This window comes from Flagellimonas sp. CMM7 (assembly GCF_021390195.1).
Lineage (GTDB): Bacteria > Bacteroidota > Bacteroidia > Flavobacteriales > Flavobacteriaceae > Flagellimonas.
Window position 1 is genome coordinate 1,065,369 of the sequence record NZ_CP090003.1, and the last position, 26,138, is coordinate 1,091,506.

The window sequence follows — 26,138 nt, forward strand, 5'->3', positions numbered from 1 at the left end:
ATTCAAAAAGATAAAGTTGAATGAAAACTCTTTCTCTTAAAAATTATTTCACGAAATACATGAATAGTATTAAATACACCCAAAGAAAATCTAAAAAATGCCAAAACGTGGCACCTAATTCCATCCCCAACATATTATTGGGAACATATTTTCTTCTTAGTTGTTGCACAAATACCACAAGTAGGGAGATTAATCCCGCAAATACGTGAACTATATGCACTGCCGCAATTAAAAAAACATAAGACATTTTAATGCTACTGGTAGGTCCCGTAAAATAATATCCGTTTTCAAGCATTTGAGAAAATCCTACAAATTGAAGCACAATAAAAGAGATTCCCAAGACCAAGGTTATCAATAAAAATATTGTTCCTTGTTTTTGATTATTTTTTCCTACTGCCAGCTTGGCCAACAAATAGGTCAAACTACTAAGGATAATTATGGCCGTGCTTATGAAAAACGCTTGCGGTAGTTCTAGGTCACTAATCCAATCATCTCTTTTACTACTTACAATATAGGCACTTGTCCAACCTGCAAAACCCATGATTAGGCTCACAATACCAAACCAAAGCATCATCTTCTTTGAGCGCCTATTTTTCTCCTCTATACTCCCTTGGGTTAAATCCATATTTTTCTAACTAATAAACTTATCAATAACATAAATTATCTGAATCAGTGAAATATAAGTAACACTGGCCAGCATTAATCTTCTTGCCGAAACATTATCTCTTTTCTCATAGAGTCTAAAGGCAAAAACCAACATTACCAAACCTGACAACAATACAATAACCGCAGCTGCAATAGACAAATGCAACCTTCCTGTAAAACCAAAAGCGGGCATTATAGAAATTACAATCATCCAAATGGTGTACAATATAATCTGTAATGCCGTTCCTGCATCTTTCTTTCCGGTTGGCAACATTTTAAAGCCTCCTCTTTTGTAATCTTCATCCAACATCCAACCCAAAGCCCAAAAATGAGGAAATTGCCAAAAAAACTGAATCATGAACAAAGTTCCGGGTTCAATTCCAAAATCATCTGTTGCCGCCACCCAACCCAACATAAAGGGAATTGCCCCAGGAAAAGCGCCAACAAAAACAGAAAGTGGTGTTTTTGTCTTTAATGGTGTATATACACTTGTATAGAGGAATATTGATATGGCCCCAAACATTGCTGTTTTGGGACTTAGTAAGTACAGGGCAATAACACCAAGGATTGTTAATGAGATAGCAACAACCATTGCTGTATTAACCGACATACGGCCAGAGGGAATAGGACGATTTTTGGTGCGATTCATCAACGCATCCAAATCTTTTTCTATAACTTGATTATAAGCATTGGAAGCCCCAACCATACAGTAACCGCCAAATGCGAGCAAAAGCAAGGAGATTAAATCTATCTGATAAGCCCCTAAAAAATAACCGGCTATAGATGAAAAAACCACGCTAACAGCCAGTTTGGCTTTAGTGATTTCCTTAAAATCAGTAAAAATCAAGGACCAAGACGTATTTTTTACGGAACCTACGGCAGACTTCATCCACATTTTGTATTGGCTGGCAAAGATAACGTCAGCATACATCTTTTCCAACCTATTGACTGTCTTTATGTTATTTTTGAACCACCATTACGTCTTATTTAAAGCTAATTCAAAATAATAGCCATGAACCGAAGATTATTTTTACCATTCCTTTTTCTTTTTACCCTTTTAGTGCAATCCCAAGATCAAGAAGTTACCATCACTGTTGACACTTTAACCCAAAAAGTATATATGCTTACTGGGCGAGGTGGTAATATTGGCATCTACGTTGGAAATGACAAAGTGTTTATGGTAGATGATCAATTTGCCCCATTAAGCAATAAAATTAAAGCTACCATTGCCACTCTTACAGACAAATCCATTACCTATTTGGTAAATACCCATATGCATGGTGACCATACTGGAGGTAATGTAAATTTTAACTCGGAAGCCACTACGTTGGTAGCCCAAGATAATGTTCGCAAGCGTCTGGAAAATAAAGGGAAGAAGAATTTAGCAGCCAACAAGATAAGCCAAGAAGACTACGAGAAAAATCTTCCTGAGATAACTTTCTCCGATGACCTTACTTTTTACGATGGCGATGAAACCATTATGGCATTCCATGTTCACAATGCCCATACGGATGGGGACGCCATGATTTATTTTGTTAACGAAAATGTGCTGCACATGGGTGATACTTACTTTTCAGGTCGTTATCCATATATCGATTTAAAGAGCGGAGGAAGTATTGACGGTTATATTGCTGCACATAGAAAGGCGTTGTTGGTTATTGATGAAAACACCAAAATTATTCCCGGTCATGGAAGACCATCCAATAAAGCTGAGTTAGAAGTATATGTTACCATGCTTGAAGATATAAGAACCATCATCCAAAAAGAGCTAGTTGCCGGAAAATCCCTGGAAGCGGTAAAAACCAATACCACTTTATTGGCAAAATATGATGCCACGCATGGCAATGGATATATTAATGGTGAAAAAATGCGAGAGGCAGTTTATACCAGTTTATCTAAAAAATAACATATTACTCTAAGCTTGATTTGAATGAAAAAGGGGCGTCGTTGTTTCTTTTTTTAGATTTCTAGTTACATGACATTGATTACCCCATAATTTAAGACACAAAAAAAGCCCTAACGTTTCCGTTAGGGCTTTTTCTTTCCTGCCTCAACAGAAAATAATATTTTACTGAAGCTTAAATGTAATTGGAATACTAAAAGGAACTTTTACAGCTCTACCTCTTTGTTTTCCAGGTGTCATTTTAGGAAGCTTATTGATAATACGCAATGCTTCTTTCTCCAAATTTTTGTCCGGTCCACGCATTCTAATGTTCCCGATACTACCATCTTTTTGGATAACGAAAATAACGTTAACCCTTCCTTGAACGCCCATTTCTTGAGCAATCTCTGGATAACGGAAGTTTTTACGGATATGCTTTTGCATCATATCCTGAAAACATTTCTTTTTATTGCTTGCTCCTTCACAACCTGGAAAAACAGGTACATCTTCAATTACGGCAAAAGGAACTGAAATATCTTCATCAATTTCCTCAACCTCAACCTCTTCAACTTCCATTACTTCCTCTTCTTGACTGGTCTCTGTTGATTCGATTACGGTTTCTTCAACTTCTTCTTCATCTTCAACAACCTCGATAATTTCTGGTGCAGCTGGTGGTGGTGGTGGTGGTGGAGTTTTTATCTGCTCCGTCATTGGCACCTCTTCATCCAATTGATCTTCAATGTTCATTGAAATATCATACTCATTGGATTTATCATATTTTTTCCACTCCATGGCTCCATAAACCAACCCTAAAACAGCGGCCAACCCTATGACAAAATAGAGCGAACTGTTTTTACCTACATCTGCTTTTGGATTCTTTTTTAGTTCCATCGTTTTAATTTTAGTGTTTGCTAATTTAATTATTAATTGGTTAAATAAGCAATTAAATTTTCCATTTTAACGGCCTTTCTTTAGAAAAATACCATTTAATTAAGCTAACTCCTACAAATGCTCCTAATGAATTGGCCAAAACATCACCATATTCAGCCATACGATTTGCAGTAGCTGTGTATTGTAATACTTCAATAAATATGCCATACGCAATGGCTATAAGCAACATTATTATAAGGGTTTTGCTCAGACCCATTTCACCTTGTGTTCTTTCTCTTACAAACATACAGCCCAAAACAGCAAAAATTAAATAAAATGAAAAGTGTGCGATTTTGTCCGCATAAGGAACGTTCACTGTACCAGTATCCAATCCAGAAAAAGAAAATAAGCTGAGCATTGTAATAAACAATACCCAGCTTATAAATAATAAGGTGAAAATATACTTCTTAAGCACCAATTAGCGCTTTATAGTCTTCATCAGTCATTAAAGTATCTACTTCAGAAGTATTGCTCATTTTTATTTTGATCATCCAACCTTCTCCATATGGATCGGTATTTACCTTTTCAGGCTCATCTTCCAAGGCTTCATTAAATGCCACAATCTCACCACTTAGTGGCAAAAACAAGTCAGAAACGGTTTTTACTGCTTCTACAGTACCAAAAACTTCTTCCTTTTCTAAAGTCTCGTCCAAAGTTTCAACTTCTACATAAACAATATCACCCAACTCTCCTTGGGCAAAGTCTGTGATGCCTACAGTTGCGATATCCCCATCAATTTTGATCCATTCATGATCCTTAGTGTACTTTAATTCTGCTGGTATGTTCATTGTTTAATTTGTATTAGTCAGGTCACAAATGTAAAGGATCAGAAACTGCTTTTCAAGTAAACTTGAAAACAAAATCTGTGCACTTAAAAATGGTCTTAGGCAAGGAAATATTAGTTCCCAAAGTTATATCTAAGCGTAAACCCTGTATTGATAGTGGTTTGCGGAAATGCAGTGGATACCGCAAATTGGGAAAATGAATGATCGTAGAAGAACAACGCATTCAAACTCTTGCTCAAGGCATAGTCTGCCGTGAATTTGATGGACATTAATTGCTGTCCTGATGTAATTTGGTTATTGTCAATATCCAGATTTCGAATTATGGTGATATTGTCTCTAAGGGATAAATCGGCCTTAAGGTTTAAGTCACCCTTCAATCTCGTTTTCTCGCCGCCAATATTGGTGACAAATTTTACATCTTTAAAACGATAACCCAATCCTAAGGTATATTCCTTTCCATTAATTTCCGTAAGCAGGTTGTTATCAAAACTTAAGGATAAGGTTCTATCCGTTCTTACCTCAGCTAAAAAACTAAACGAGTTCTTCATTTCAAAATCTACCCGCATTAAAGGGTTGAACTGATCGGTAAGCACTACATTATTTATAATGTTCTCTGGAAGAAAGTCTTCGGTTTCAGGGTCCGTTGCTGTATTTTCTCGCTCTAGATTGGTTTGAAAAGAGTTGATACTGTATGCTGCGCGATAGCCATGACTTAGTGAAAAACGCTTGAATTTCTTTTTAAACCATCTGTTTTTCATTAATCCAGTATACTTGATGTTCCAATTTGGAATGGGTATTTCACGGAAGGCATCTAGATTCACACGATTTACATCTTGTCCTGTATAGGCGGCAAAAAATGCTGGAAGCAATACTTCCTGTTGTGTTTTCCCATAACGTTGCGGAAATCCATCAGCATCTAGGGTGCCAGGATTCTGTCCTCGATCAGAAACCAATCTGTTAGCGATAGTTATTCTGTTCTCTTTGAATTTTTCAAAGGTTTCAGAATCGAATTCATCACTTTTGCTGAACACAGTCCCGATCATTATGGTAGATATACTAAAATTTCCAAAGGTATTGCCCAACAAATTTTCATACTCAAACTCACCACTACCCAAATCATTTACCTGGAAATTTTCTTGGTAACTATTGGACAATTGTCTATCCGCGGTAAAATCTATGGTCAAGTCTTGAGTGGGTTGTGCTGTAGCTGTAATGTTTAATTGTTTGTTTGAATTTTCAAGATATTGGGAGTTAAATTCTGGAAAAGTAGTTAACCAACCATTTCTAGCTGCTTCAAAGCGCACATCTGATTGACTTCCAAAAACAAACCCTAGAGTAGGTCTGGCAGTCCCAATAAAACCAATGGATTGTGTATACCCTGGCAATACTTTACCACTGTTCTCACTATAGTTTACGTTAACTCGTTTTACCATGGTTACAATATCAACCAAAGTATTAAAGGCCTTACTTGTCTTTTTGGGTGGTTTTTCATCTTCTGATGCAGGGTTACCAGCCTTGTCACGTCTTACACGTGCCTGAGTTGCCGTCACTTTTCCACTTTTCTTTTTAAGACCTAAAAAGTCGTAAAAGCGTTGCATGGTTAAGTTGGCCGTTATATTATGTGTATTGGCATTTTGAACCGTATTAATGTTTTCTCCAGCAACCTCATTTAAAGCATCACCTCCACGTTGCCAGTCAAAATTACTGGTGTAGGTGTATTGCGCATTGATAAAATTCAAAAACGGAAACTTACTAAACGGCAGTTCATAATTTAGTTGCATTTGTTGGGAATGTCTATTGGGTTCACCAATGTCAAAAAATCCATCCCATAAGTCCAGTGCTTGATTAATTCCTGAATCCGAATCATCATCAACATTAAAATAATTACGTACTATATTATTGTTAGATGCCGTTAGGTTTAATCGCAGCGATTTGGAAATACTATAATTTAATGCATACTGCCAGTTAAATAGGTAATTACGTTGTTGTAGCAATGGCAACTCCAAAGCATCTACACCTGGCTCCAACACATCTCTAAACCGTTGTTGGTTAAATGAACGATTGTAGTTTGCATTTACCGATAAGCTCGTAGGCAATAAATTAAAATTGAGTTCTTTAAGCCATTGCCAGTATTTACTCATAAATAATGAATCCTTCTTAACAAATGGCGCAATTGGAGCGGGTTTGAAATTATGATTGTAAACAAAACCAGTTGTTACGTTTTGGTCGCGTAAATCCGCCACTTCAAAATCTCTATGATTGGTTTCATTATAAGAATAATTGAAGGTGAAATTTTCTACATCAAAAAAGTTTTCTTCAGCTTCATCACTTCTATTTTTGCGAACTCCAATAAGATTGATGCTCGTCCTTTTGGTGTAATCCTCTGCCTGTTTTTGAATGGTTTCAGCATCTTCTGGTGTTGTTGCGGCGGCAATACGGTCATCCAACTTTAAATCGTCATAAACGGGATCAAACTCAGGAGTAATGAGACTTTCCGAAATACCGTAATTAAATGGAAGTTGAAGTCCCCATTTTTTAGGAAATAATTGGCCCACATTTACATTGGTGACCACATCATAAGAAATGGCATCTTCACGTGAACGCTCATTGGGCATCTGGTCAATGGAACCAAAACCTGAAGTACTTCTGCTTCCCGTTGCAGTAACATTTGCAAAATCTGCCATGTTCGCATCCAAAGCGGCAATTGCTGCCCATCCACCATTATTATCCAAGCCGGCCAAGCGAAGTTCGTTAAACCAAACTTCGCCTCTTGCAGGCAAATCATCAATGTTTTTAACACCCACCATCATTCCGCGAATACTTCCCAATGATGGATTACCACGGATTCCTATTCGTAATCTTCCTAAAGTTCTGGGCGCAAATTCATCCACCAAAACAGCATCACCGTCTATAATCTCGTAATAGTTAATATCATTTAGTGTCTGCTCGGCAATTCCTCTGGATTTAACTTTGTTCAAATCACTTAGGTCAATATCTATCTCATTTACATCTGGCCATATTTCATCTGGAGATGTTACATTAAAGGATGTAAACTGAAGTGGTAATTCTATTTGATAAAAGTTCTCCGAGAAATCTGTTCCTATCCGAAGAAAACCAACCAAAGGTGTGTCATCATCTGAATAATCTCCATTTAATATTTTTTCGGCATGCATGAACATCTTAATGCGCTCATACTGTCTCACATCAATATTTACGTTTTTGAAAACGCCCCGTGAATCCTCAGATTCCAGGTTTTCCACTACAAAGGACAAAGACTGCTCATTTTGTCTTATAATGGTGTTATTGTTGTTCAATTGTTCTCTTACTACTCCAGGAGGCAAAACATATGGTATAGGTTGTCTACCAAAATTCTCTTCAATATTAACCGTGTTAACATCTGTTACCGTACCGTCATCAGAAGGATCATTATCAATATCTGGCTGTAAAGAATTGGTATATGTTCTCCAATCTCCACGAACAAGGTCCAAAGTAGCAAAACGCAATGCCACATCGTCATTAAACCCGGTAAGGTACATCCGCATAAAACTGATGGAACGAAAATCTGTTATTCCACCGACCGCATCTGTAAAATCACTTAACGGAATCTTATATTGTATCCATCTTCTGTTCAACTGGGTTCCATTAGGAAGGTCTGGGGTAAGCCCTTCTCTTATGTCCGTTACGTATTGATCATCAATAGTTGTATTTGGCCTTATTTGAATACGATATTCATAATAGCTGTTAACCGTATTCATTGTTAAATCCCTATCAATATCTTCTACATCTGGCAGTGTTGTTGACCCTCTGTTTGTATTGCTTACTGCTACCGGAGAGTTACCATCAGTATTGTTGAAATCTAAATAACGTTCCAAAATACCACCTTCTCTATTTAAATAGTACTGATAGTTATCCAATGCTGGATCTTCACTTGGTCCATTATAAATTGCTTGTTCTTCCGCATCATCCAATCCATCTAACCCAATATCTTGTAATACTCTATTCGCCTCATCTGCATCAAAAGCATATACCAAAGATTGCGTAGAGGGAACTTCTCCCCAAATGGTAGTCCTGGGAATTTCTGTGTTGGTACTTGCCGGTAGCCCATTCTCATATTGTTTTCTTCCGTCTCTCAAAATATCTTCTGAGATGTTTCCTAAGTTCAACACCAACTCTCCTGCATTTGCATTATTGGTTTCTCCGTCCACATAAGGATCTAAAACCCAAAACTGAACAAATTCTACATTGGACTGTTCAAAGTTAGTACTACTCAATGGACGCATAATACCCGCCCACTTTTCATCTGGCGTTTCTGTCTCAAAGCTTGGGTTCGCATTGTAAGGCCCTTTGTCATTAGGGTAATACACCAAATCCAAAGTTCCCTGAACTTGAGTCTGGCCCTGCGCGATATCTGTTTCAGCAAAAACCTCATCAATAAAAACCCTTCGAGTAGAGTTCAGTGAAATGTCATTATCAGACATTCCAGAAGGTCTTTGATTGGTATAAAAAATTGGATCAATTGTATACCAGGCCATTTTCGCCCTTTCAAAACCGACATCAATATCTGTTCTATCCTGCAAAAATTCTACAGGTGGACTTGCCAAGGTCCATCCCAAGGATGAACGAATATCAATTAAAGCTTGCGCACCTTCAAAATCATCTAAGTACGTTGTGGTTTCTCCTTGAAAATCCGCATTCTTTGGAGAATTGGGTTTTAAGAAAGCAACTTCTCCCCTTACCGATAGATTAGAAGGAACATCCGTATCTATATTAGGAAGTTTATTTGCCAGCCTTGTTAAGAATGGTATCTCGGTGCTGAAGTTTCCGTTTAATCCAAAAATAGTATTGTTAACCGGTTCAACTCCAAAATTTGATTTTTGAGTCAGTGGTCTTTCGTTCAAATTCAAAAGAGTACCTCCCAATACAAAGTTCTCATTGAATTTATGTTCTACATTTATTCCCGTAAATCGCCTTGTTTGTTGGCCAAAAACAGCATTGTTTTCAACCGAAATATTGATGGGAGTATTGGAGGCAGCCAAACTAGGATCTAAAATCTGAACAGTACCTGCTTGATAATTTACAGTATAATCTATTCCTTCTTGTAGTTGACGACCGCCAGCCGTAACCCTAACTGAACCTCTAGGCACGTTAAACGCTCCTATTGGAATACCATTATTTCCTTGTGATTTATAACGCCCTTTAAGTTGGAAGCGATTCTTCTCAGCATCTTGCAAAGAAGCTGCTTTGGTCTTAGCATACATGTTACGGAATACATAACGCTGCTGGTTAACGTTATAACCTTGGTCATTATCCACATCATAGGTTCCACCGCCCAATTCTTCAAAAAGAAACTCCCCAAATGGCTCTACTTTTGTAAAAATAATGCGTCCCGACTGTGTATCTACCGTAATTCCTGGCACATAGTCAAAGAAACCGTCTCCACCAGGCTGCACATCATTATACACATTTAATCTATCCAGGTTGAAAACATCGATTAGGATACGGTCTTCATAACCTACTGGCCATCCTGCATTTGGATCAACTGGTGTTATGTAGTTTCTTGGGGTGGGATCAGAATATAGAATGTTTAGTTTAAAATCTTCTTCACTTAATTGAAATGCCCCGGTGGCATAGATGTTCTTCATCATCAAATCCCAAATAGGATCATCCACATTGGTAATATTACTTTTCAGCAGTTTTAGAATAAGGGTATTGTTTTCTATAATTGGATTCACTCCTCCGGAGACCGTTGTAGCATCAACCCCTCCGTTTGCAAACTCACCTACTTGGAACACTTCGCCATTGATGGTATATTGAAACGCCACCCCTAACACTTCATCATTACTAAGACGTTGGTTTAAAGAAACATATCCTAATTGTGCATCAAACTGATAATCCCTTCCCTGCTCCAGTTTCCTGGCGTTTTCCAAAATTGCATAGTCAAAACCTTGATTTGCTTCAACATTAAATCCGGCCTCCACCGTGGCTATATCTCTAATTGCAGTTGTTAATTGCCCCCCGTTTCCAATTAATGCCGGGTCAAAATCATTTGCTTCATTTCGTGGCAACGCTCCCGGTTGTAGCACGTTAAAAAATCCTCCAGGTGCATTACCCTCTTTACCAATTCTCGTAATTTCTCTTCCGTCAGCTCCCAACTCAACTTCACCTAAATCCTGAATGGCAACCACGTTCCTCACATTTAATGTCTGTTGGTTACGGTTGGTCACCCAAACTTCCAATCTTGTAATTTGAACTTGACTTTGAATAAAAGGGTAATTTGTTAATGCACGATCGTAATTATCCCTAAAATATTGAGCTAAGAAAAAGTGTTTATCCTCATCATAATCTAAGGCAGTCAAAGCAAATTCATTTACAGTACCTCCTCCTTGAGCTACCACAGTGTTGTTTTGCGAACGTTGTTCCGAGAAAACTGCAGTCACCGTAGTTCTACCAAATTGCAATTGAGTTTTTACTCCAAACAGACTTTGTGCACCTGTAATCAGAGAACTATTTAAAGGCATGTTTACATTACCAATCTCTATTTTACGAAGGATATCGTCCTCGGTTGGCGTGTAATCTATTTTTACCAAATTCTGAAAATCAAAAGTAGCTTCTGTATCGTAGTTAGCAGTCACCTGAAGACGCTCTCCCACTTTTCCCAAAAGACTTAAACTTATTCTTTGATCAAAATCAAAAGAAAGATTGGTTCGGTTTCTAGGGGAAAGTGCAGGATTATCATTTTTTTGCCATAATACTCCTAAGTCCATGGCAACGGAACCTTGTGGAATTACTTCAATCGTATTTCCGCCAAAAATTGATTCAAAGAAACTACTGTTCACATAAAAATTGGGCAACAAGTTTTTTCTAGCTTCTTGACTTCCTTCCTTTTTGCCTGTGAAAGCATCAATTTTTTCTTTGAAGTATGTTTTCATTCGTTCTTTTCGAACGAGTTCAAAATATTGATCTGGAGTAAGAATAATAGGGTAACTTATATCAAAGTCCCCAACACTCTCTGTGTAGATATATCGGTCTAGTTTAGGGTCGTAAGAATATTTAGCAATAATGCTATCTGGGTTCTCCAATATCAATTGACCAATTGCAAAACCGGTTTTCACCGAATCCTGAACTTGCTCATTGGTCTCCTGGCCCATTAGGTTAGTGGCTATCAGAAAACATATAAAAAAGAAAAAGTGCTTAAATCTTAATGATTTAAGTATTGGTTTTGCCCCTCTTTTCAAACTAGTTACAAATTTTTCAGCGCCAATTTTATAATGTCCTCAACGCTTAGTGTAGGATCCTGGGATAATACCTTGTCCACAACCTTTTCTGATTGTCTTCGGACAAAACCAAGAACCTCTAAAGCAGATAACGCTTCTTCTTTGCTTGTATTGTTTGATTGTAGGGAAACTTCGCCCATATCATAGACTTTTAAAATCTTATCCTTTAGGTCAAGGATTACACGTTGGGCAGTCTTTGCTCCTATACCCTTGATTGCCTGTATGGAAGGGACGTCTCCATTGGCAATAGCGTCACGTACCTGGACAGGAGATAATGAAGACAACATAGTCCTGGCGGTGCTTGATCCAATCCCAGAAACTGAAATCAACAGTCTAAAAATTTCACGTTCCGATTTTTCTACAAAACCAAATAAGGTATGTGAATCTTCCTTTACTTGTAAATGTGTAAAAAGTCGGATGTTTTCCTCATTCTTTAATTGTGAAAAAGTATGTAGTGAAATATTCAAAAAGTATCCTACTCCAGCACATTCAATTATAACGTAAGTTGGATTTTTTTCGACCAATTTTCCTTGTAAGTGGGTAATCATGATATAGCAGTTAAGTTTAGGGTAAAGTTTTAGCCTTGTAGTTACTCTCCCATTTTTGCTTTCTTCCGTTTCTCTCGCTCTTGGGCATCAATAACCGCTACAGCAGCCATATTAACCATTTCATCAACACTGGCACCAAGCTGCAAAATATGTGCTGATCTACGCAAGCCTACCATAATTGGACCAATAGACTCTGCATTGTTTAATCCTTTTAGAAGTTTGTACGTGATATTTGCCGAATCCAAATTAGGGAATATCAAAGTGTTTACCTTTTTCCCCGCAAGCTTTGAAAACGGAAAATTGTTATGACATAATTCTTGGCTCAAAGCAAAATCCGTCTGAATTTCGCCATCAACCACCAACTCTGGATTGCGCTCATGTAAAATCTTAACTGCTTCTCTCACTTTCTGTGCATTTGGATGGCTTGATGAACCGTAGTTGGCATATGACAACATGGCCATTACTGGATTAAAGCCAAAGGTATTCGCAACATTTGCTGTCATTTGGGCTATTTCTGCCAAATCTTCCGCGCTTGGATCTACGTTGATAGAAGTATCCGCTAAAAACAGTGGGCCTCTTTCTGTAATCATAATGTTTACTGTGGAAGCATTTTTCACCCCTTTAGATCGACCCAACACTTCAAAAACAGGTTTTAGCACCTTCGGATATGACCTGGAATATCCAGAAATCATTCCATCTGCATCACCTTCCTGAAGCATCATAGCACCAAAATAATTACGCTTACCCATGTTAACATTGGCGCTATATTTGGTTTCTCCTTTTCGCTTTCTAGATTCCCATAATTTTAAAGCATATCTATTCCGCATATCCTTGGACTCATCTGAACGGGGATCTATAATTGGAACTTCTGCATCAAAATCCAGTTCTTTTTTAAGGCCTTCTATAGTCTCCTTGCTTCCTAACAATATTGGAATTGCAATACCTTCATCATGTACAATTTGTGCTGCTTTCATCACATCTAGTAATTCGGCCTCTGCAAAAACAATTCGTTTTGGATTCAATCGGGCTCGATTGTGCATCAAGCGCACTGCCTTGTTATCATTACCTGATCTCTGGTAGAGTTCTTCCTCGTATCTTTTCCAGTCTTGTATAGGTGCTTTGGCCACTCCACTGTCCATTGCCGCTTTGGCAACTGCCGGTGGAATTTTTGTAATTAACCTTGGATCAAAAGGTTTTGGAATTATGTAATCTTTGCCAAAAGCCAATCTTGTTGTGTCATATGCAATGTTAACCTGTTCCGGCACAGGCTCCCTCGTTAAATCTGCCAAAGCTCGAACAGCGGCCATCTTCATTTCTTCATTAATTTTTGTTGCCCGCACATCTAACGCACCTCTAAAAATGAATGGAAATCCTAAAACATTGTTTACCTGATTTGGATGATCAGATCTACCTGTGGCCATAATAACATCATCCCTTGTCTTACAAGCTATGTTGTATTCTATTTCCGGGTCAGGGTTTGCCATGGCAAAAACAATAGGATCCTTCGCCATTGATTTAAGCATTTCCGGGGTCATGATATTTGCGATGGACAGTCCTATAAAAACATCTGCATCTTTTAAAGCCTCGTCCAGTGTATCTATCTTTCTGTCTGAAGCAAATTCTAGCTTTTCTTTGGAAAGATTTTTCCGATCGCTTCGGATAACTCCTTTGCTATCCAGCATTACAATATTTTCGCTTCTAGCGCCAAATGCCTTATACAATCGTGTACAGGAAACAGCTGCAGCACCTGCCCCACTCACCACAATCTTAACTTCTTCTATTTTTTTATGGGTAATCTCCAAAGCATTTAAAAGCGCAGCGGCAGAAATAATTGCCGTTCCATGCTGATCATCATGCATTACCGGAATATCCAGTTCTTCTTTAAGCCTTCGTTCTATTTCAAATGCTTCCGGGGCCTTAATATCTTCTAAATTGATTCCTCCAAACGTTGGGGCAATGGTTTTTACGGTCTCCACAAACTTATCTACATCGGTGGTATCCAATTCTATATCCATTCCGTCGATATCCGCAAAAATCTTAAACAGAAGGCTTTTTCCTTCCATTACCGGTTTTGAGGCTTCAGGTCCTATATTTCCGAGTCCCAAAACTGCCGTACCGTTAGAAATTACCGCAACAATATTTCCTTTGGCCGTGTATTTATAAACGTCATCCTTATTCTTTTCAATCTCCAAACAAGGCTCAGCAACCCCTGGCGAATAGGCAAGTGCCAAATCCCGCTGCGTTGCATACGGCTTGGTAGGAACAATTTTTATTTTACCTGGTTGGGGTTTAGCGTGGTATAATAATGCTTCCCGACGTTGTTGTTCTTTGTTCATTTGTTACAATTGAAGCTGTAAAGATAATGGTATTCCCTTGTAATGATGAAATACCAAATCCATTCTTAAGTTATGGTAAAAGTAATTTGAAAAAATACAGTTTATTCTTCTACAATGTCTGCAAGATTATCTTCTTTGGATACATTTAATCGCATTGCTAAAATTGATGCAATTACAAAGCAGGCTCCAGCAAATAAAATTGCATTTATGGAATTTCCGCCTAGAAAGTTTTTAAAAATAGGGCCAAATGTCAATGTTTGAATTCCCATTGGGATTACAATCATCATGTTTAAGATTCCCATATATACCCCTCTTCTTTCTTGGGGAACAATCTTTGAAACCATGCTATACGGAATTCCCATCATAGCTGCCCATCCAATCCCAAACAATACCATAGGAATTAACACATACACTGGATCTGCAATGTTTGGTATTGCGAACAATGCCAATGCAGTACCAAAAAGACTGAGAGCATATATCTTCTTTCCACCAAACTTCAGGGTCAATGGAACCAATATTAAAGCTACCACTGCTGTAACAACGTTATAGGTAGTACTCATTTTTGCTGCCTGCGCCGCTGCTTCAGAAGTATTATACCCCATTGTAGCTCTAAATAATGGGGTTATAAATTGCCAATAAACAAACAACGCATACCACTGAAATAGATAAACCGCCGAGAGCTTCCACATAAATTTTGGCATTTCTTTTACAGCATCTGCAATTTCAACAAAAGGTGTTTTAAAACGTTCTGCAAATGGGAGTGCCTTATGTCTGTTTATTTCTTTTAATTCTTCATCACCAGGTGGAATCTCTGGGGTTTTCAATACAGACCAGAGTATTGTTGTAATGGATAAAAATGAACCAATAAAAAAAGAATAATATAACCATTTGGGAATGGTTCCTTCAACTTCTTGCCCTCCTCCAAACCAATCTTGAAACAAAAAGATGGATGCATTGGCCAAGAGAATACCAGCACCTACAAACAAGCTCTGCATTTGGTATCCCATGCTCAATTGTTTGTCCGGTAATTTATCTCCTACAAAAGCACGGTAAGGTTCCATAGCCATATTGTTCCCTACATCAAGAATCCATAACAAACCTACCGCGAACCATAAAGCTGGGCTAAGCGGGAAAGCAAATAGACATAGACTTCCTAAAATAGCGCCAATAAGAAAAAATGGTTTTCTTCTACCCCATCTTGCCGACCAGGTTTTATCGGAAATAGCGCCAATCAATGGTTGAACGATTAAACCCGTTATGGGGCCCGCTATATTTAAAATGGGCAGTAATTCTTCTTCTGCCCCCAAGAAAAGAAAAATAGGGTTGATAGCGCTCTGCTGCAATCCAAAGCTATATTGAATGCCTAGAAATCCAACATTCATATTCCAAATCTGCCAAAAACTCAGTTCAGGTTTTTTAATTTTCATAGTTAGGTCAGTAGTTAAAAATTAGCTCCATAATGTCTTCTACATCTTATCAATATACCGATTTCTTTGTTTTTATGACAAAAACCAGGGCTTAAAACAGTGAAAATGACAACGCAAACGATTTCGCTAAACAAAAATCTATTTAAGGAATTTAATATTCCGTTGCAAACCTGAGAATTTGGTTCGCTTTACCGCAGATTTTTTGAAGATTTTTTTGAACACATCTTCGGTAATTTCCTCCCAATCTTTTTTGGACATGGACAGTAGTTCTGGATTTGGATTGAATAATGGCTCAGCATGTGGTTTTGAAAATTTATTCCAGGGACAAACATCCTGACAAACATCACAACCAAACATCCAATCCTCCAATTTCCCCTGGAACTCATTAGGAATTTCATTTTTTAATTCTATGGTAAAATAGGAAATACATTTACTTCCATCCACAACATAAGGGGCAACAATTGCTTCTGTTGGGCAGGCATCAATACAGGCGGTACAAGTGCCGCAATGATCCGTGACTGGAGTATCATAATCCAGTTCCAAATCCACAATCAACTCAGCAATGAAGTAAAACGACCCTACTTGTTGTGTTAGCAAATTACTGTGTTTACCTATCCAACCTAAGCCGCTTTTTGCCGCCCACGCTTTATCTAAAACTGGAGCAGAATCTACAAATGCTCTTCCGTGAACTTCCCCGATTTCGTCTTGAATAAAATGCAAAAGGGATTTGAGTTTATCTTTTATCACAAAATGATAATCTGTGCCATAGGCATACTTAGACACCTTATAGGTGTTCTTTATTTGATTCTGCTCTGGAAAATAATTGAGCAACAATGAAATTACCGATTTTGAACCCTCAACCAATTTAGTGGGATCTAACCGCTTGTCAAAATGGTTTTCCATATACTGCATCTCACCATGCATATTTTGGTTAAGCCATTTTTCCAATCTTGGTGCTTCTTCTTCTAAAAATTCAGCTTTGGAAACCCCACAAGACAAAAAACCGAGGCGTTTGGCTTCGGTTTTAATTAGTTCAGTATAATTAGTTTTTGTTATCAAATTAAAATAACCCTCCTTGGGTTCCATCTTTCAACCTACCCAAATGCTTGTATGCAAGCTCGGTGACCTCACGACCTCTTGGGGTGCGCATAATAAAGCCTTGTTGAATTAAAAAAGGCTCGTACACTTCTTCAATGGTTTCTGCACTTTCTGAAACTGCGGTAGCCAAAGTTGTAATGCCAACTGGACCTCCCTTAAATTTATCAATAATGGTAATTAAGATTTTATTGTCCATTTCATCCAGTCCATGGGCATCTACATTTAAGGCCTTCAAACTAAACTTTGAAATATCCATATCTATATTTCCATTACCCTTTATTTGGGCAAAATCTCGTACTCTTCTTAAAAGAGCATTGCAAATTCTTGGAGTTCCCCTACTTCTACCAGCAATCTCAATAGCTGCTTCATTGGTAATGGGCACTTTCAAAATCTCAGCACTTCGTTCTACAATGGTCGACAATAACTCTGTATTGTAATATTGTAATCTACTTTGTATACCAAATCGAGCTCTCATTGGTGCCGTTAACAATCCTGAACGCGTGGTAGCTCCGATCAATGTAAATGGACTTAGATTGATTTGAACTGTTCTGGCGTTCGGTCCTGTTTCAATCATGATATCAATCTTATAATCCTCCATAGCGGAATACAAGTATTCTTCCACAATGGGACTTAAACGATGAATCTCATCTATAAACAATACATCCCGTTCTTCAAGATTGGTCAAAAGGCCTGCCAAATCTCCCGGTTTATCCAAAACCGGACCAGAGGTAATCTTAATTCCTACTCCCAGTTCATTTGCCAGAATATGAGCCAAGGTAGTTTTCCCCAATCCTGGTGGGCCATGGAACAAAGTATGATCCAGAGCTTCACCACGAAGGTTAGCTGCCTGTACAAAAATCTTCAAATTCTCCAACACTTGCTCCTGACCAGTAAAGTCATCAAAAGTAATAGGTCGCAACGCTCTTTCAATGTCAAGCTCTTCTTGAGAAAAGCTCTCAGGTGTAGGGTCTAGATTTTCATTCATATCCTAACAAATATAGGTGAAAACCAAATGTGCTAGAAACCATTTCCTCTAAAATGCTTACTGCTTAAGATTCAAATGTCAATCTTAAAAACTAAATCTTAAATTAGATACTTCTAAGAAATAACACAATTTCTTCAACTAAGCGTTTTATGGTGAAATCTGATTACTCAATAGGCATTTTACAGTACATCCCTTTTTTTTACGTCATCTGGTCAGATGATTTGCTTTCGGCTTCCGAAATAGCTGTTGTTAAAAAAACCATTGAACAAGATTCAGTTCTTAATTCTGATGAGAAAAATCTGCTCTCACAATGGTTGGATAGAGAAAACCCACCTATAGATGAAGAGTTTAAACAATGGAAACATACTATTACGAATTCCAATGTCAAGTTGATCGAAAGTGATACTTATCCGCTAGCATCATTAAGTCAGCGTTTGGGGAATTTACATTGCGAGCGTTGCGATTTCAACGACCATTTAAAGCACATAGAAATAAACCTAGGGATACAACCCAATCATTACAATCATTTGTTTGATGTCGAAGTTATTCATCATAAAACCTCAGATTTTTATGATTCCAAAGTGCTTGATGGTATTTTAAAAGGTTCGCACGCTAAAGCGGTTGATAATTTTAGGAGTTTCCTGAATCAACCCAGTTTTCATTGGGATGTTAAAAGAAACAAAGAAGATTTTAGGGGAAAAGTACTAGAACAAGTTCAGCTTCTAGGTACGAACGGTTATGGTGCCATGGCTTATGGTCCCGAATATGGGGGGACTGGCAACATGCCGGCATACGGAGCAATTTTTGAGCACCTCATGTTTATTGATGGGAGCCTTGCTGTGAAATTTGGGGTTCAATTTGGACTTTTTGGTGGTAGTATTCAGAAGTTGGGCACTAAAAAACATCACGACCAATACTTGACCGATACAGGGAAAGCAAAACTATTGGGCTGTTTTGCCATGACTGAAACAGGACATGGCTCTAATGTCAGAGGCATAAAGACCACTGCCACTTATGACCAAAAAACTGACTCTATTATTATTCATACACCAGGACCAAACGACAATAAAGAATATATAGGCAATGCTTTGCATTCATCCATGGCTTCCGTTTTTGCACAATTGATCGTTGATGGAAAAAATGAAGGGGTACATGCTGTTTTGGTTCCAGTACGCGATAAAAACAATACCGTATTGGAAGGAATTATCATTGAGGACAATGGATACAAACTTGGTTTAAATGGTGTGGATAATGGAAAGATTTGGTTTGACCAAGTCAAAGTTCCTCGTGAAAATTTACTGAATGAATTTGGTGAAATCAGGGATGATGGCACCTATTCTTCAGCAATCAAGAATCCGAACAAACGATTTTTCACCATGCTCGGCACTTTGGTCGGTGGTCGTATCTGCGTGGCAAAAGGGGGCGTCGGTGGCGCAAAAATGGCATTGACCATTGCAGTTAAGCACGCATTGAACAGAAGACAGTTTAATGACAGTGTTAAGATTCAAGAAGATCTTATTATGGATTACCCTACACATCAATTACGACTGACCCCCGCAATTGCAAGCGCATATGTGTATCATGTGACTTTAGAGGAGATGATGAAACGATATAGTGATGATTCTCAACCTGATAAAAGAAAAGTTGAAACTCAAGTGGCTGGTCTTAAATCCATCATAACCTGGTTTGCAAATGACACCATTCAAGAGTGCAGGGAAGCTTGCGGCGGAAAAGGATATTTGTTGGAAAATAGAATTGCCGACCTAAAAGGGGATGTGGACATATTCACCACTTTTGAAGGAGACAACAACGTTTTATTACAATTGGCAGCAAAGGGAGTTTTATCAGACTTTAAAGCAGAGTTTAATAGTGCCGGATTTACTTCAGTTTTAAAATTGTTACGAAGCCAACTCGCCGATAAGTTAAGCACTATTAATCCCATTTATTCCAACAAAGTGGACAAGGAACATCTATATAATCCTAAATTTCACAAACATGCGTTTAATTATAGAACCCGTAGACTAACTTATACGCTGGCCATGCGAATAAGGAGTTATATAAAAAAGGGAATTCCTTCTTATCAAGCTTTTTTAAAAGTTCAGACTCACTTATTAGTCTTAGGGAAAGCCTATAGTGTAGAACTGGCGTATCATACGTTCAATGAATTCTGCACTTCTGTTGCAGATAAAAAACATAGGGTATTATTGGAAAAGTTAGGAACACTTTATGCCCTGGACCAGCTTTACAATGATACTGGATGGTATCTGGAACAAGGATATTTTGGTGGAACAAAATCCAAGGCTATTAGACAAAGGGTGGAACGTTTATCTACCGAACTACGACCGCACATTGAGGTATTGGTAGATGGTTTTGGAATTCCAGAGCATTGTATTACTGCTCCTATTGCCAAGTAAATAAGGTCATTCTACTTTCTTGATCAATTGGACAGTATCCAAAAATTCGAGAACCGTAATTTTGGGGTTGCCATAGAGGTATATTCTGGAGTTTCCTTTGGCACTAAGCTCCAAATCTCTATAGGCATATATGCGGGCATTTGCAGCATTTTCCAACCTGGCCTTAATGATACCCACTTCCATTTTCTCACCCTTAAATTTTGCATTCCCTGTTAAGTCGATTTCTGTTCTATCGGAAGTACCTTCATAGGTCAAGGATCCATTTCCATCCAAATCCACCAAGCTTACTTCATTTACAGAATATATATAGGCTTCAGCTCTATTATGTAGACCTATATTCAGTGAATCTACATCAACATTAAAATCTCCTTTGCTAGTATCTTCTAAATTAATGTCCATCACTGCTGCATTTGCCTTAATGTCCAATCTTGCATCAGCAAACGCATCTATAAATAACTCATCGCTGCTGATAATATCGTTTGAAACAACACTGCCTTCTTTAACCGTAATTGCTTTTAGCTCTGTATAATTTATGGTGATATCAAATTGCTTTTTGGCAGTAACAGCATAAAAAGAAGTTATTACCAATGTACTGTCCTCAACTTTAAATTTTAAAATATCTATCAGATTATCATCAGCCACAATTTGGTATCCCGGGCCAAATGATTTTTTTAGTACGATGTCTAGATTATCATTAAGTTGAATTGCATTAAAGGCAGGTAGTTCCTCGTTAACTTCGGTAACAATACGACTTCCCTTTACTTTAGGTTTGCGTTGCGCCATTAACGTGACATGACACAATAATAAAAGTAGTATTACAAGATTTTTCACAAGTATTCGATTTAAGGTTATTAAAGATATTACAATTACGGGTAACAATTGCCGTACCAAAGTCTGTAAACAAAAAACCCATCCGAATGGGATGGGCTTTGTTTTATTTTGAAGCTTAGTGGTTGAGTTCTTCTTCGTTTTCCTGAAGCGGAATGTTCTGTGGAACAAAATCCTGCCCTGGGATAATATATTCACCATTTTCATACGTTTTACTATAATCGTAAGCCCAACGGTGTACGTGAGGAATTGCACCTGGCCAATTTCCATGCATATGCTCTTGTGGAGCTGTCCATTCCAATGTATTGGAACTCCATGGGTTTTGAGGTCCTTTCTTTCCGTAAAATATACTTCTCACAAAGTTGTAAACGAATACCAATTGTGCTGCTCCTGCAATAAGTGCAAACACCGTCATCAATACTTGAACGTTTGTTAACTCATCAAACATTGGGAATGCCGTGTTTTCATAATAACGTCTTGGCACTCCGGCCATACCAACAAAGTGCATTGGAAAGAATATACCATAGGCACAAATTGCCGTAATCCAGAAATGCACATAACCCAAGTTTTTATTCATCATTCTACCCTGGAACATTTTAGGGAACCAATGGTATACCCCAGCAAAAAGTCCATACAGTGCAGAAATACCCATTACCAAGTGGAAGTGAGCTACTACAAAGTAAGTATCATGAACATTGATATCCAATGTACTATCCCCAAGGATAATACCTGTAAGACCACCAGATATAAAGGTAGAGACAAGACCTATGGAAAACAACATGCCTGGGTTAAGCTGCAGGTTTCCTTTCCATAAGGTGGTTATATAGTTGAAGGCCTTTACTGCGGACGGTATTGCAATCAATAATGTTGTAAATGTAAATACAGAGCCCAAGAATGGATTCATACCAGAGATGAACATATGGTGACCCCATACAATAGTAGATAAGAAAGCAATAGCTAAAATGGAAGCTACCATCGCTCTATAACCAAATATAGGTTTCCTCGCGTTGGTCGACATTACTTCTGAAGTAATTCCCAAAGCAGGAAGTAAAACAATATATACTTCTGGGTGGCCCAAGAACCAAAACAAGTGCTCGAACAATACGGGTGACCCTCCTTGGTAATGCAGCACCTCTCCTTGAATAAATATATCCGAAAGGAAAAAGGATGTACCAAAACTTCTATCCATTATCAACAGTAAAGCCGCTGAAAGTAATACTGGGAAAGATATTACACCGATAATTGCCGTAACAAAAAATGCCCAAATGGTCAATGGCAAACGTGTCATTGACATTCCTTTGGTTCTTAAATTGATTACTGTTACAATATAATTTAGTGAACCCAATAAGGACGAAGCAATAAATATTGCCATGGATACCAGCCATAAGGTCATGCCCATACCAGAACCTGGTTGTGCCATTGGCAATGAACTCAATGGTGGGTAAATAGTCCAACCCGCTGCTGCTGGTCCTGCTTCAACAAATAATGAAATAATCATGATAACCGCTGACACAAAAAACATCCAAAAAGAAAGCATGTTCAAGAAGCCAGATGCCATATCACGAGCACCTATCTGTAAAGGAATCAATAAGTTACTAAACGTACCACTCAACCCTGCAGTCAATACAAAGAATACCATAATGGTACCATGCATAGTAATCAAAGCTAAGTAAACATCAGCATCCATAACACCTTCAGGTGCCCATTTGCCTAAAAATGCCTCAAAAACTGAAAATGATTCTCCAGGCCATGCCAATTGCATTCTAAACAACAATGACATTGCAATTCCTATAAAGCCCATGACCAAAACACCTGTAATAAGATATTGCTTGGCAATCATCTTATGGTCTTGACTAAAGATATATTTGGTTACAAACGTTTCTTTATGATGATGTCCATGATCTTCATGTCCGTGTTCAGTAGCTGACATAATCTTTCTAAATTTTTATTATAGTTCTTTTCCTAGCCTTTATTCAACAGGTGCAACAGTTTGCGTAAATGTTGTCTGCTCAGCAATCCATTTATTGTATTCTTCCTCTGTTTCCACTATAATCTTCATTTGCATGTTATAATGGGATTTTCCACAGATTTTGTTACATAATAGGATATAATCAAACTCCCATGGCTCTGAATTCGGTTTTCCTTCTGCCGCTCGCTTTGCGCGTATGGCATTTGTTCTTTTGACTTTATCCACCACATCTGGGTTCAATCGCATTTCCTCCGTAGTTACCGTAGGTGTAAATGAAAATTGGGTAATCATACCTGGAACACAGTTCATTTGAGCCCTAAAGTGAGGCATGTATGCCGAATGCAACACATCTTGGGAGCGCATCATAAAATTTACCTTTCGGCCAACTGGTAAGTGCAATTCTTTTGTGATGACATCATCTGCTGCGTTTGGGTCCGACTCATCTAAACCAAGAACGTTTGCTCTATCAATATCTATTAAACGAACACTTGCATCTCCAAGAACATTATCATCCCCACCATAGCGAGCTGTCCAGTTAAATTGTTGGGCATACAACTCCACTATTAAAGGGTCATCTTCATCATTTATATCCATGATGTTTGTCCAGGTATACAACCCCCATAGAATTAAACCTGCAAGCACAATAACCGGAATAATGGTCCATATAAACTCTAAGCGGTCATTATCTGCAAAGAAAAGTGCTTTTTTACCTTTCTCTCCTCTATACTTATATCCAAAATAGTGCAATAAGGCTTGTGTAATGGTCTGTACAAAAAAGATAATGGCAAATGACACCCACATGAGTTGGTCATATTCCCCACCATGTGCAGAAGAAGCTTCTGGAAGCAACATCTTATTGTATTTTGCAAAACTAAATATGGTAATTCCGTAGATAAAAATCAGGAATCCGAATAACAAATAACCATTGTACTTGTTATCTGAATCTGTGGCTATCTCCGTGCTTTCTGATTTCAGTTGGGACAATTCAAAAATCTTGGTCATTTGCCAGATTGCGATTGCTACCAGTACTAAAACAGTCAATGTTAATAATGCAGTCATTGTATATCTTTCTAAGCCTTAATCGTATTAATAATGAAATTGTCTACTTTCCTCAATAAATGGATTGCGCTTTGGTTGTAATGGTTGTTTTGTAAGCGTGTTGAACACCCAGTACACAAACAGTCCTCCAAAGAACAATATTCCTCCAATTTCAGGTAATCCTATATACCATTGGTCACCAACTGTAGCGGGCATAATCATATTGAAAACATCCATGTAGTGTCCAAAGAGCACTACAATACCAGCCATGATAACAAACCAATTTACTCTTTTGTAATCACTGTTCATCAATACCAATAGTGGAAATATAAAGTTCATTGCCAACATTCCAAAGAATGGCAATTTATAATCCTCAATCCTTGTAATAAAATAAGTTACCTCTTCTGGGATGTTAGCATACCATATCAACATAAATTGAGAAAACCACAGATATGTCCAGAAAATACTGATACCGAACATGAATTTCGCCAAATCATGAATATGGCTATCATTAACATTCTCTAAATGCCCTTTTGATTTCAGATAAATAGTAACCATTGCAATTACCGTTATTCCAGAAACAAACATACTTGCAAATACATACCATCCAAACAGCGTACTGAACCAGTGTGGATCAACGCTCATTATCCAATCCCAAGACATCATGGATTCCGTAATTAAATAGAACACCAAGAAGGCTGCGGAAATTCTGAAATTCAATTTAAAGTTTGAATTATCATCAGACTCATCTTGTGCCAAGGAAAGTTTTCTAGAATATTCGCGGTAAAAAATCCAACCGCCCAAAAAGATAGCAGCACGAATTAAAAAGAAAGTAGGGTTTAAATATCCTGCTTTTCCTTGTAACAATTTATCATGTGCAACCACATCTGCATCCATCCAAACAAACATATGGTTCATGTGCAATACAGAAAGTAATAAAATAACAAATACAATTATTCCACCAGGCACCAAATATGCGGTAATACCTTCCATAACACGGAATAGCAGTGGTGACCAACCAGCTTGTGCTGCTCGTTGAATAGCATAAAAGGCCAATACACCCAATGATATCATAAAAAAGAAAAAGGCAGCTACATATAATGCAGACCAAGGTCTATTTTGTAATTGGTGCAACAAATGCTCATCATGTGATGCATCATGCGAAGCTTCCGCTCCATGGGCATCTTTTTCTGCGTGGCTGTCAGTCGTAGTTTGATGTGAAGCTTCTTCAGCATGACCTCCTCCATGACCATCACCATGTGCTGAGGCTACCATTGCCTTAGCTTCTTCCACAGTACTGGGAGCGGATAAAAAACCTGTTGCTAAACAAATCAATCCAACTGCCATTGCAATGAAAGATCCTATTTTTAGTCTGTTTGAAAACGTGTACATAGTATACTCTTATCCAATTATTTTGTTAGATCTTCCTTTAATTTCATCACATACTCGGATACCTGCCACATCTCTTCTTCATTAGCAAATTGAGCTGCGTAAGAACCCATTGAGTTTAATCCGTAATAGATGGTGTGGTAGGTAGTACCTACTGTAATGTTACGTGCTACATCATCATAGCTAGGAACACCCAATATTTTTTCTCTTTTCACCAATGTGCCCTGCCCTTTTCCTTTTGGTCCATGACAAATTGAACAATAAATATCGTAAAGCTCTTTTCCTGTTGCCAAATTAGCTTCGCTTTGTAAAGAATCCAATGGACTCAAATTCAATCTTGCCAAAGCTTTTCCTTCAGGAGTATTCTCAAATTTGTACGGCATGTATCCTCTAGGGATCGTGTTTTCTGCTGGGAGCATAGCTTCTGTCCCATTTGGAAACAATCCATTATCAACTCCCTGATAAGTTTCGTATCCCACAGGTTCATACATATTGGGCATATACTGGTAGTTTGGACTATTCTTGTCAGCGCAAGCCGCCATAGACAGGACCAAAACTAAGACAATACCTATTTTACCTAAATGCTTCAT

The 26,138-nt window shown here is 38.0% G+C and carries 18 protein-coding genes; 2 read left to right on the forward strand and 16 right to left on the reverse strand.

The annotated features are described in order from the left end of the window. Nucleotides 1–43 precede the first annotated feature (43 nt). The gene (locus tag LV704_RS04910) at nucleotides 44–625 is read right to left on the reverse strand and encodes a cytochrome c oxidase subunit 3 (RefSeq protein WP_163421458.1); all 582 of its coding nucleotides are present in this window, start codon (nucleotides 623–625) and stop codon (nucleotides 44–46) included. A gap of 6 nt (nucleotides 626–631) precedes the next feature. Continuing rightward, entirely contained in the window at nucleotides 632–1,534 is a 903-nt protein-coding gene (cyoE, locus tag LV704_RS04915; protein WP_163421457.1) for a heme o synthase, read from the reverse strand. Between the two features lie 123 nt (nucleotides 1,535–1,657). Between cyoE and LV704_RS04920 the strand changes: the two genes are divergently transcribed. Continuing rightward, nucleotides 1,658–2,551 (forward strand): MBL fold metallo-hydrolase, encoded by an 894-nt coding sequence (locus LV704_RS04920; protein WP_163421456.1) that lies wholly within the window; start codon nucleotides 1,658–1,660, stop codon nucleotides 2,549–2,551. A 162-nt stretch (nucleotides 2,552–2,713) separates the two neighbouring features. Here LV704_RS04920 and LV704_RS04925 read toward each other — a convergent pair whose 3' ends face one another. The 9 genes from LV704_RS04925 to ruvB form a co-directional block, all read right to left on the reverse strand. Continuing rightward, a complete protein-coding gene (locus LV704_RS04925) occupies nucleotides 2,714–3,418 on the reverse strand; it encodes an energy transducer TonB (RefSeq protein WP_163421455.1) in 705 nt (234 codons plus the stop codon). A 52-nt stretch (nucleotides 3,419–3,470) separates the two neighbouring features. Then, on the reverse strand, nucleotides 3,471–3,815 hold the full coding sequence (locus tag LV704_RS04930) for a VanZ family protein (RefSeq protein WP_163421454.1): 345 nt from the start codon (nucleotides 3,813–3,815) through the stop codon (nucleotides 3,471–3,473). Nucleotides 3,816–3,864: 49 nt separating this feature from the next. After that, a complete protein-coding gene (gene gcvH / locus LV704_RS04935) occupies nucleotides 3,865–4,245 on the reverse strand; it encodes a glycine cleavage system protein GcvH (RefSeq protein ID WP_163421453.1) in 381 nt (126 codons plus the stop codon). A gap of 110 nt (nucleotides 4,246–4,355) precedes the next feature. Continuing rightward, nucleotides 4,356–11,477 carry a cell surface protein SprA gene (sprA, locus tag LV704_RS04940; protein WP_163421452.1) on the reverse strand — a complete coding sequence of 2,374 codons (7,122 nt, stop codon included), beginning with the start codon at nucleotides 11,475–11,477 and terminating at the stop codon, nucleotides 4,356–4,358. A gap of 5 nt (nucleotides 11,478–11,482) precedes the next feature. Next, entirely contained in the window at nucleotides 11,483–12,064 is a 582-nt protein-coding gene (ruvA, locus tag LV704_RS04945) for a Holliday junction branch migration protein RuvA (RefSeq protein ID WP_163421451.1), read from the reverse strand. Nucleotides 12,065–12,105: 41 nt separating this feature from the next. After that, on the reverse strand, nucleotides 12,106–14,400 hold the full coding sequence (locus tag LV704_RS04950; RefSeq protein WP_163421450.1) for an NADP-dependent malic enzyme: 2,295 nt from the start codon (nucleotides 14,398–14,400) through the stop codon (nucleotides 12,106–12,108). 101 nt (nucleotides 14,401–14,501) lie between these two features. Next, entirely contained in the window at nucleotides 14,502–15,827 is a 1,326-nt protein-coding gene (locus tag LV704_RS04955) for an MFS transporter (RefSeq protein ID WP_163421449.1), read from the reverse strand. Nucleotides 15,828–15,965: 138 nt separating this feature from the next. Then, nucleotides 15,966–16,913 carry a tRNA epoxyqueuosine(34) reductase QueG gene (queG, locus tag LV704_RS04960; RefSeq protein ID WP_163421448.1) on the reverse strand — a complete coding sequence of 316 codons (948 nt, stop codon included), beginning with the start codon at nucleotides 16,911–16,913 and terminating at the stop codon, nucleotides 15,966–15,968. Continuing rightward, nucleotides 16,888–17,910, reverse strand: coding sequence for a Holliday junction branch migration DNA helicase RuvB (gene ruvB, locus LV704_RS04965; protein ID WP_163421447.1), 1,023 nt, complete (start codon nucleotides 17,908–17,910; stop codon nucleotides 16,888–16,890). The genes queG and ruvB overlap by 26 nt, the downstream gene beginning before the upstream one ends. 149 nt (nucleotides 17,911–18,059) lie before the next feature. Here ruvB and LV704_RS04970 point away from each other — a divergent pair, with 149 nt between their 5' ends. Continuing rightward, nucleotides 18,060–20,324, forward strand: coding sequence for an acyl-CoA dehydrogenase (locus LV704_RS04970; protein WP_163421446.1), 2,265 nt, complete (start codon nucleotides 18,060–18,062; stop codon nucleotides 20,322–20,324). A gap of 6 nt (nucleotides 20,325–20,330) precedes the next feature. Here LV704_RS04970 and LV704_RS04975 read toward each other — a convergent pair whose 3' ends face one another. The 5 genes from LV704_RS04975 to LV704_RS04995 form a co-directional block, all read right to left on the reverse strand. Beyond that, a complete protein-coding gene (locus tag LV704_RS04975) occupies nucleotides 20,331–21,155 on the reverse strand; it encodes a GIN domain-containing protein (protein WP_163421445.1) in 825 nt (274 codons plus the stop codon). A gap of 115 nt (nucleotides 21,156–21,270) precedes the next feature. Further along, on the reverse strand, nucleotides 21,271–23,082 hold the full coding sequence (locus LV704_RS04980; protein WP_163421444.1) for a cbb3-type cytochrome c oxidase subunit I: 1,812 nt from the start codon (nucleotides 23,080–23,082) through the stop codon (nucleotides 21,271–21,273). Nucleotides 23,083–23,121: 39 nt separating this feature from the next. Further along, on the reverse strand, nucleotides 23,122–24,180 hold the full coding sequence (locus tag LV704_RS04985) for a cytochrome c oxidase subunit II (protein ID WP_163421443.1): 1,059 nt from the start codon (nucleotides 24,178–24,180) through the stop codon (nucleotides 23,122–23,124). Between the two features lie 27 nt (nucleotides 24,181–24,207). Next, nucleotides 24,208–25,551 (reverse strand): quinol:cytochrome C oxidoreductase, encoded by a 1,344-nt coding sequence (locus tag LV704_RS04990; protein ID WP_163421442.1) that lies wholly within the window; start codon nucleotides 25,549–25,551, stop codon nucleotides 24,208–24,210. A 17-nt stretch (nucleotides 25,552–25,568) separates the two neighbouring features. Next, nucleotides 25,569–26,138: a c-type cytochrome gene (locus tag LV704_RS04995; protein ID WP_163421441.1), complete on the reverse strand. Its 570-nt coding sequence runs from the start codon at nucleotides 26,136–26,138 to the stop codon at nucleotides 25,569–25,571.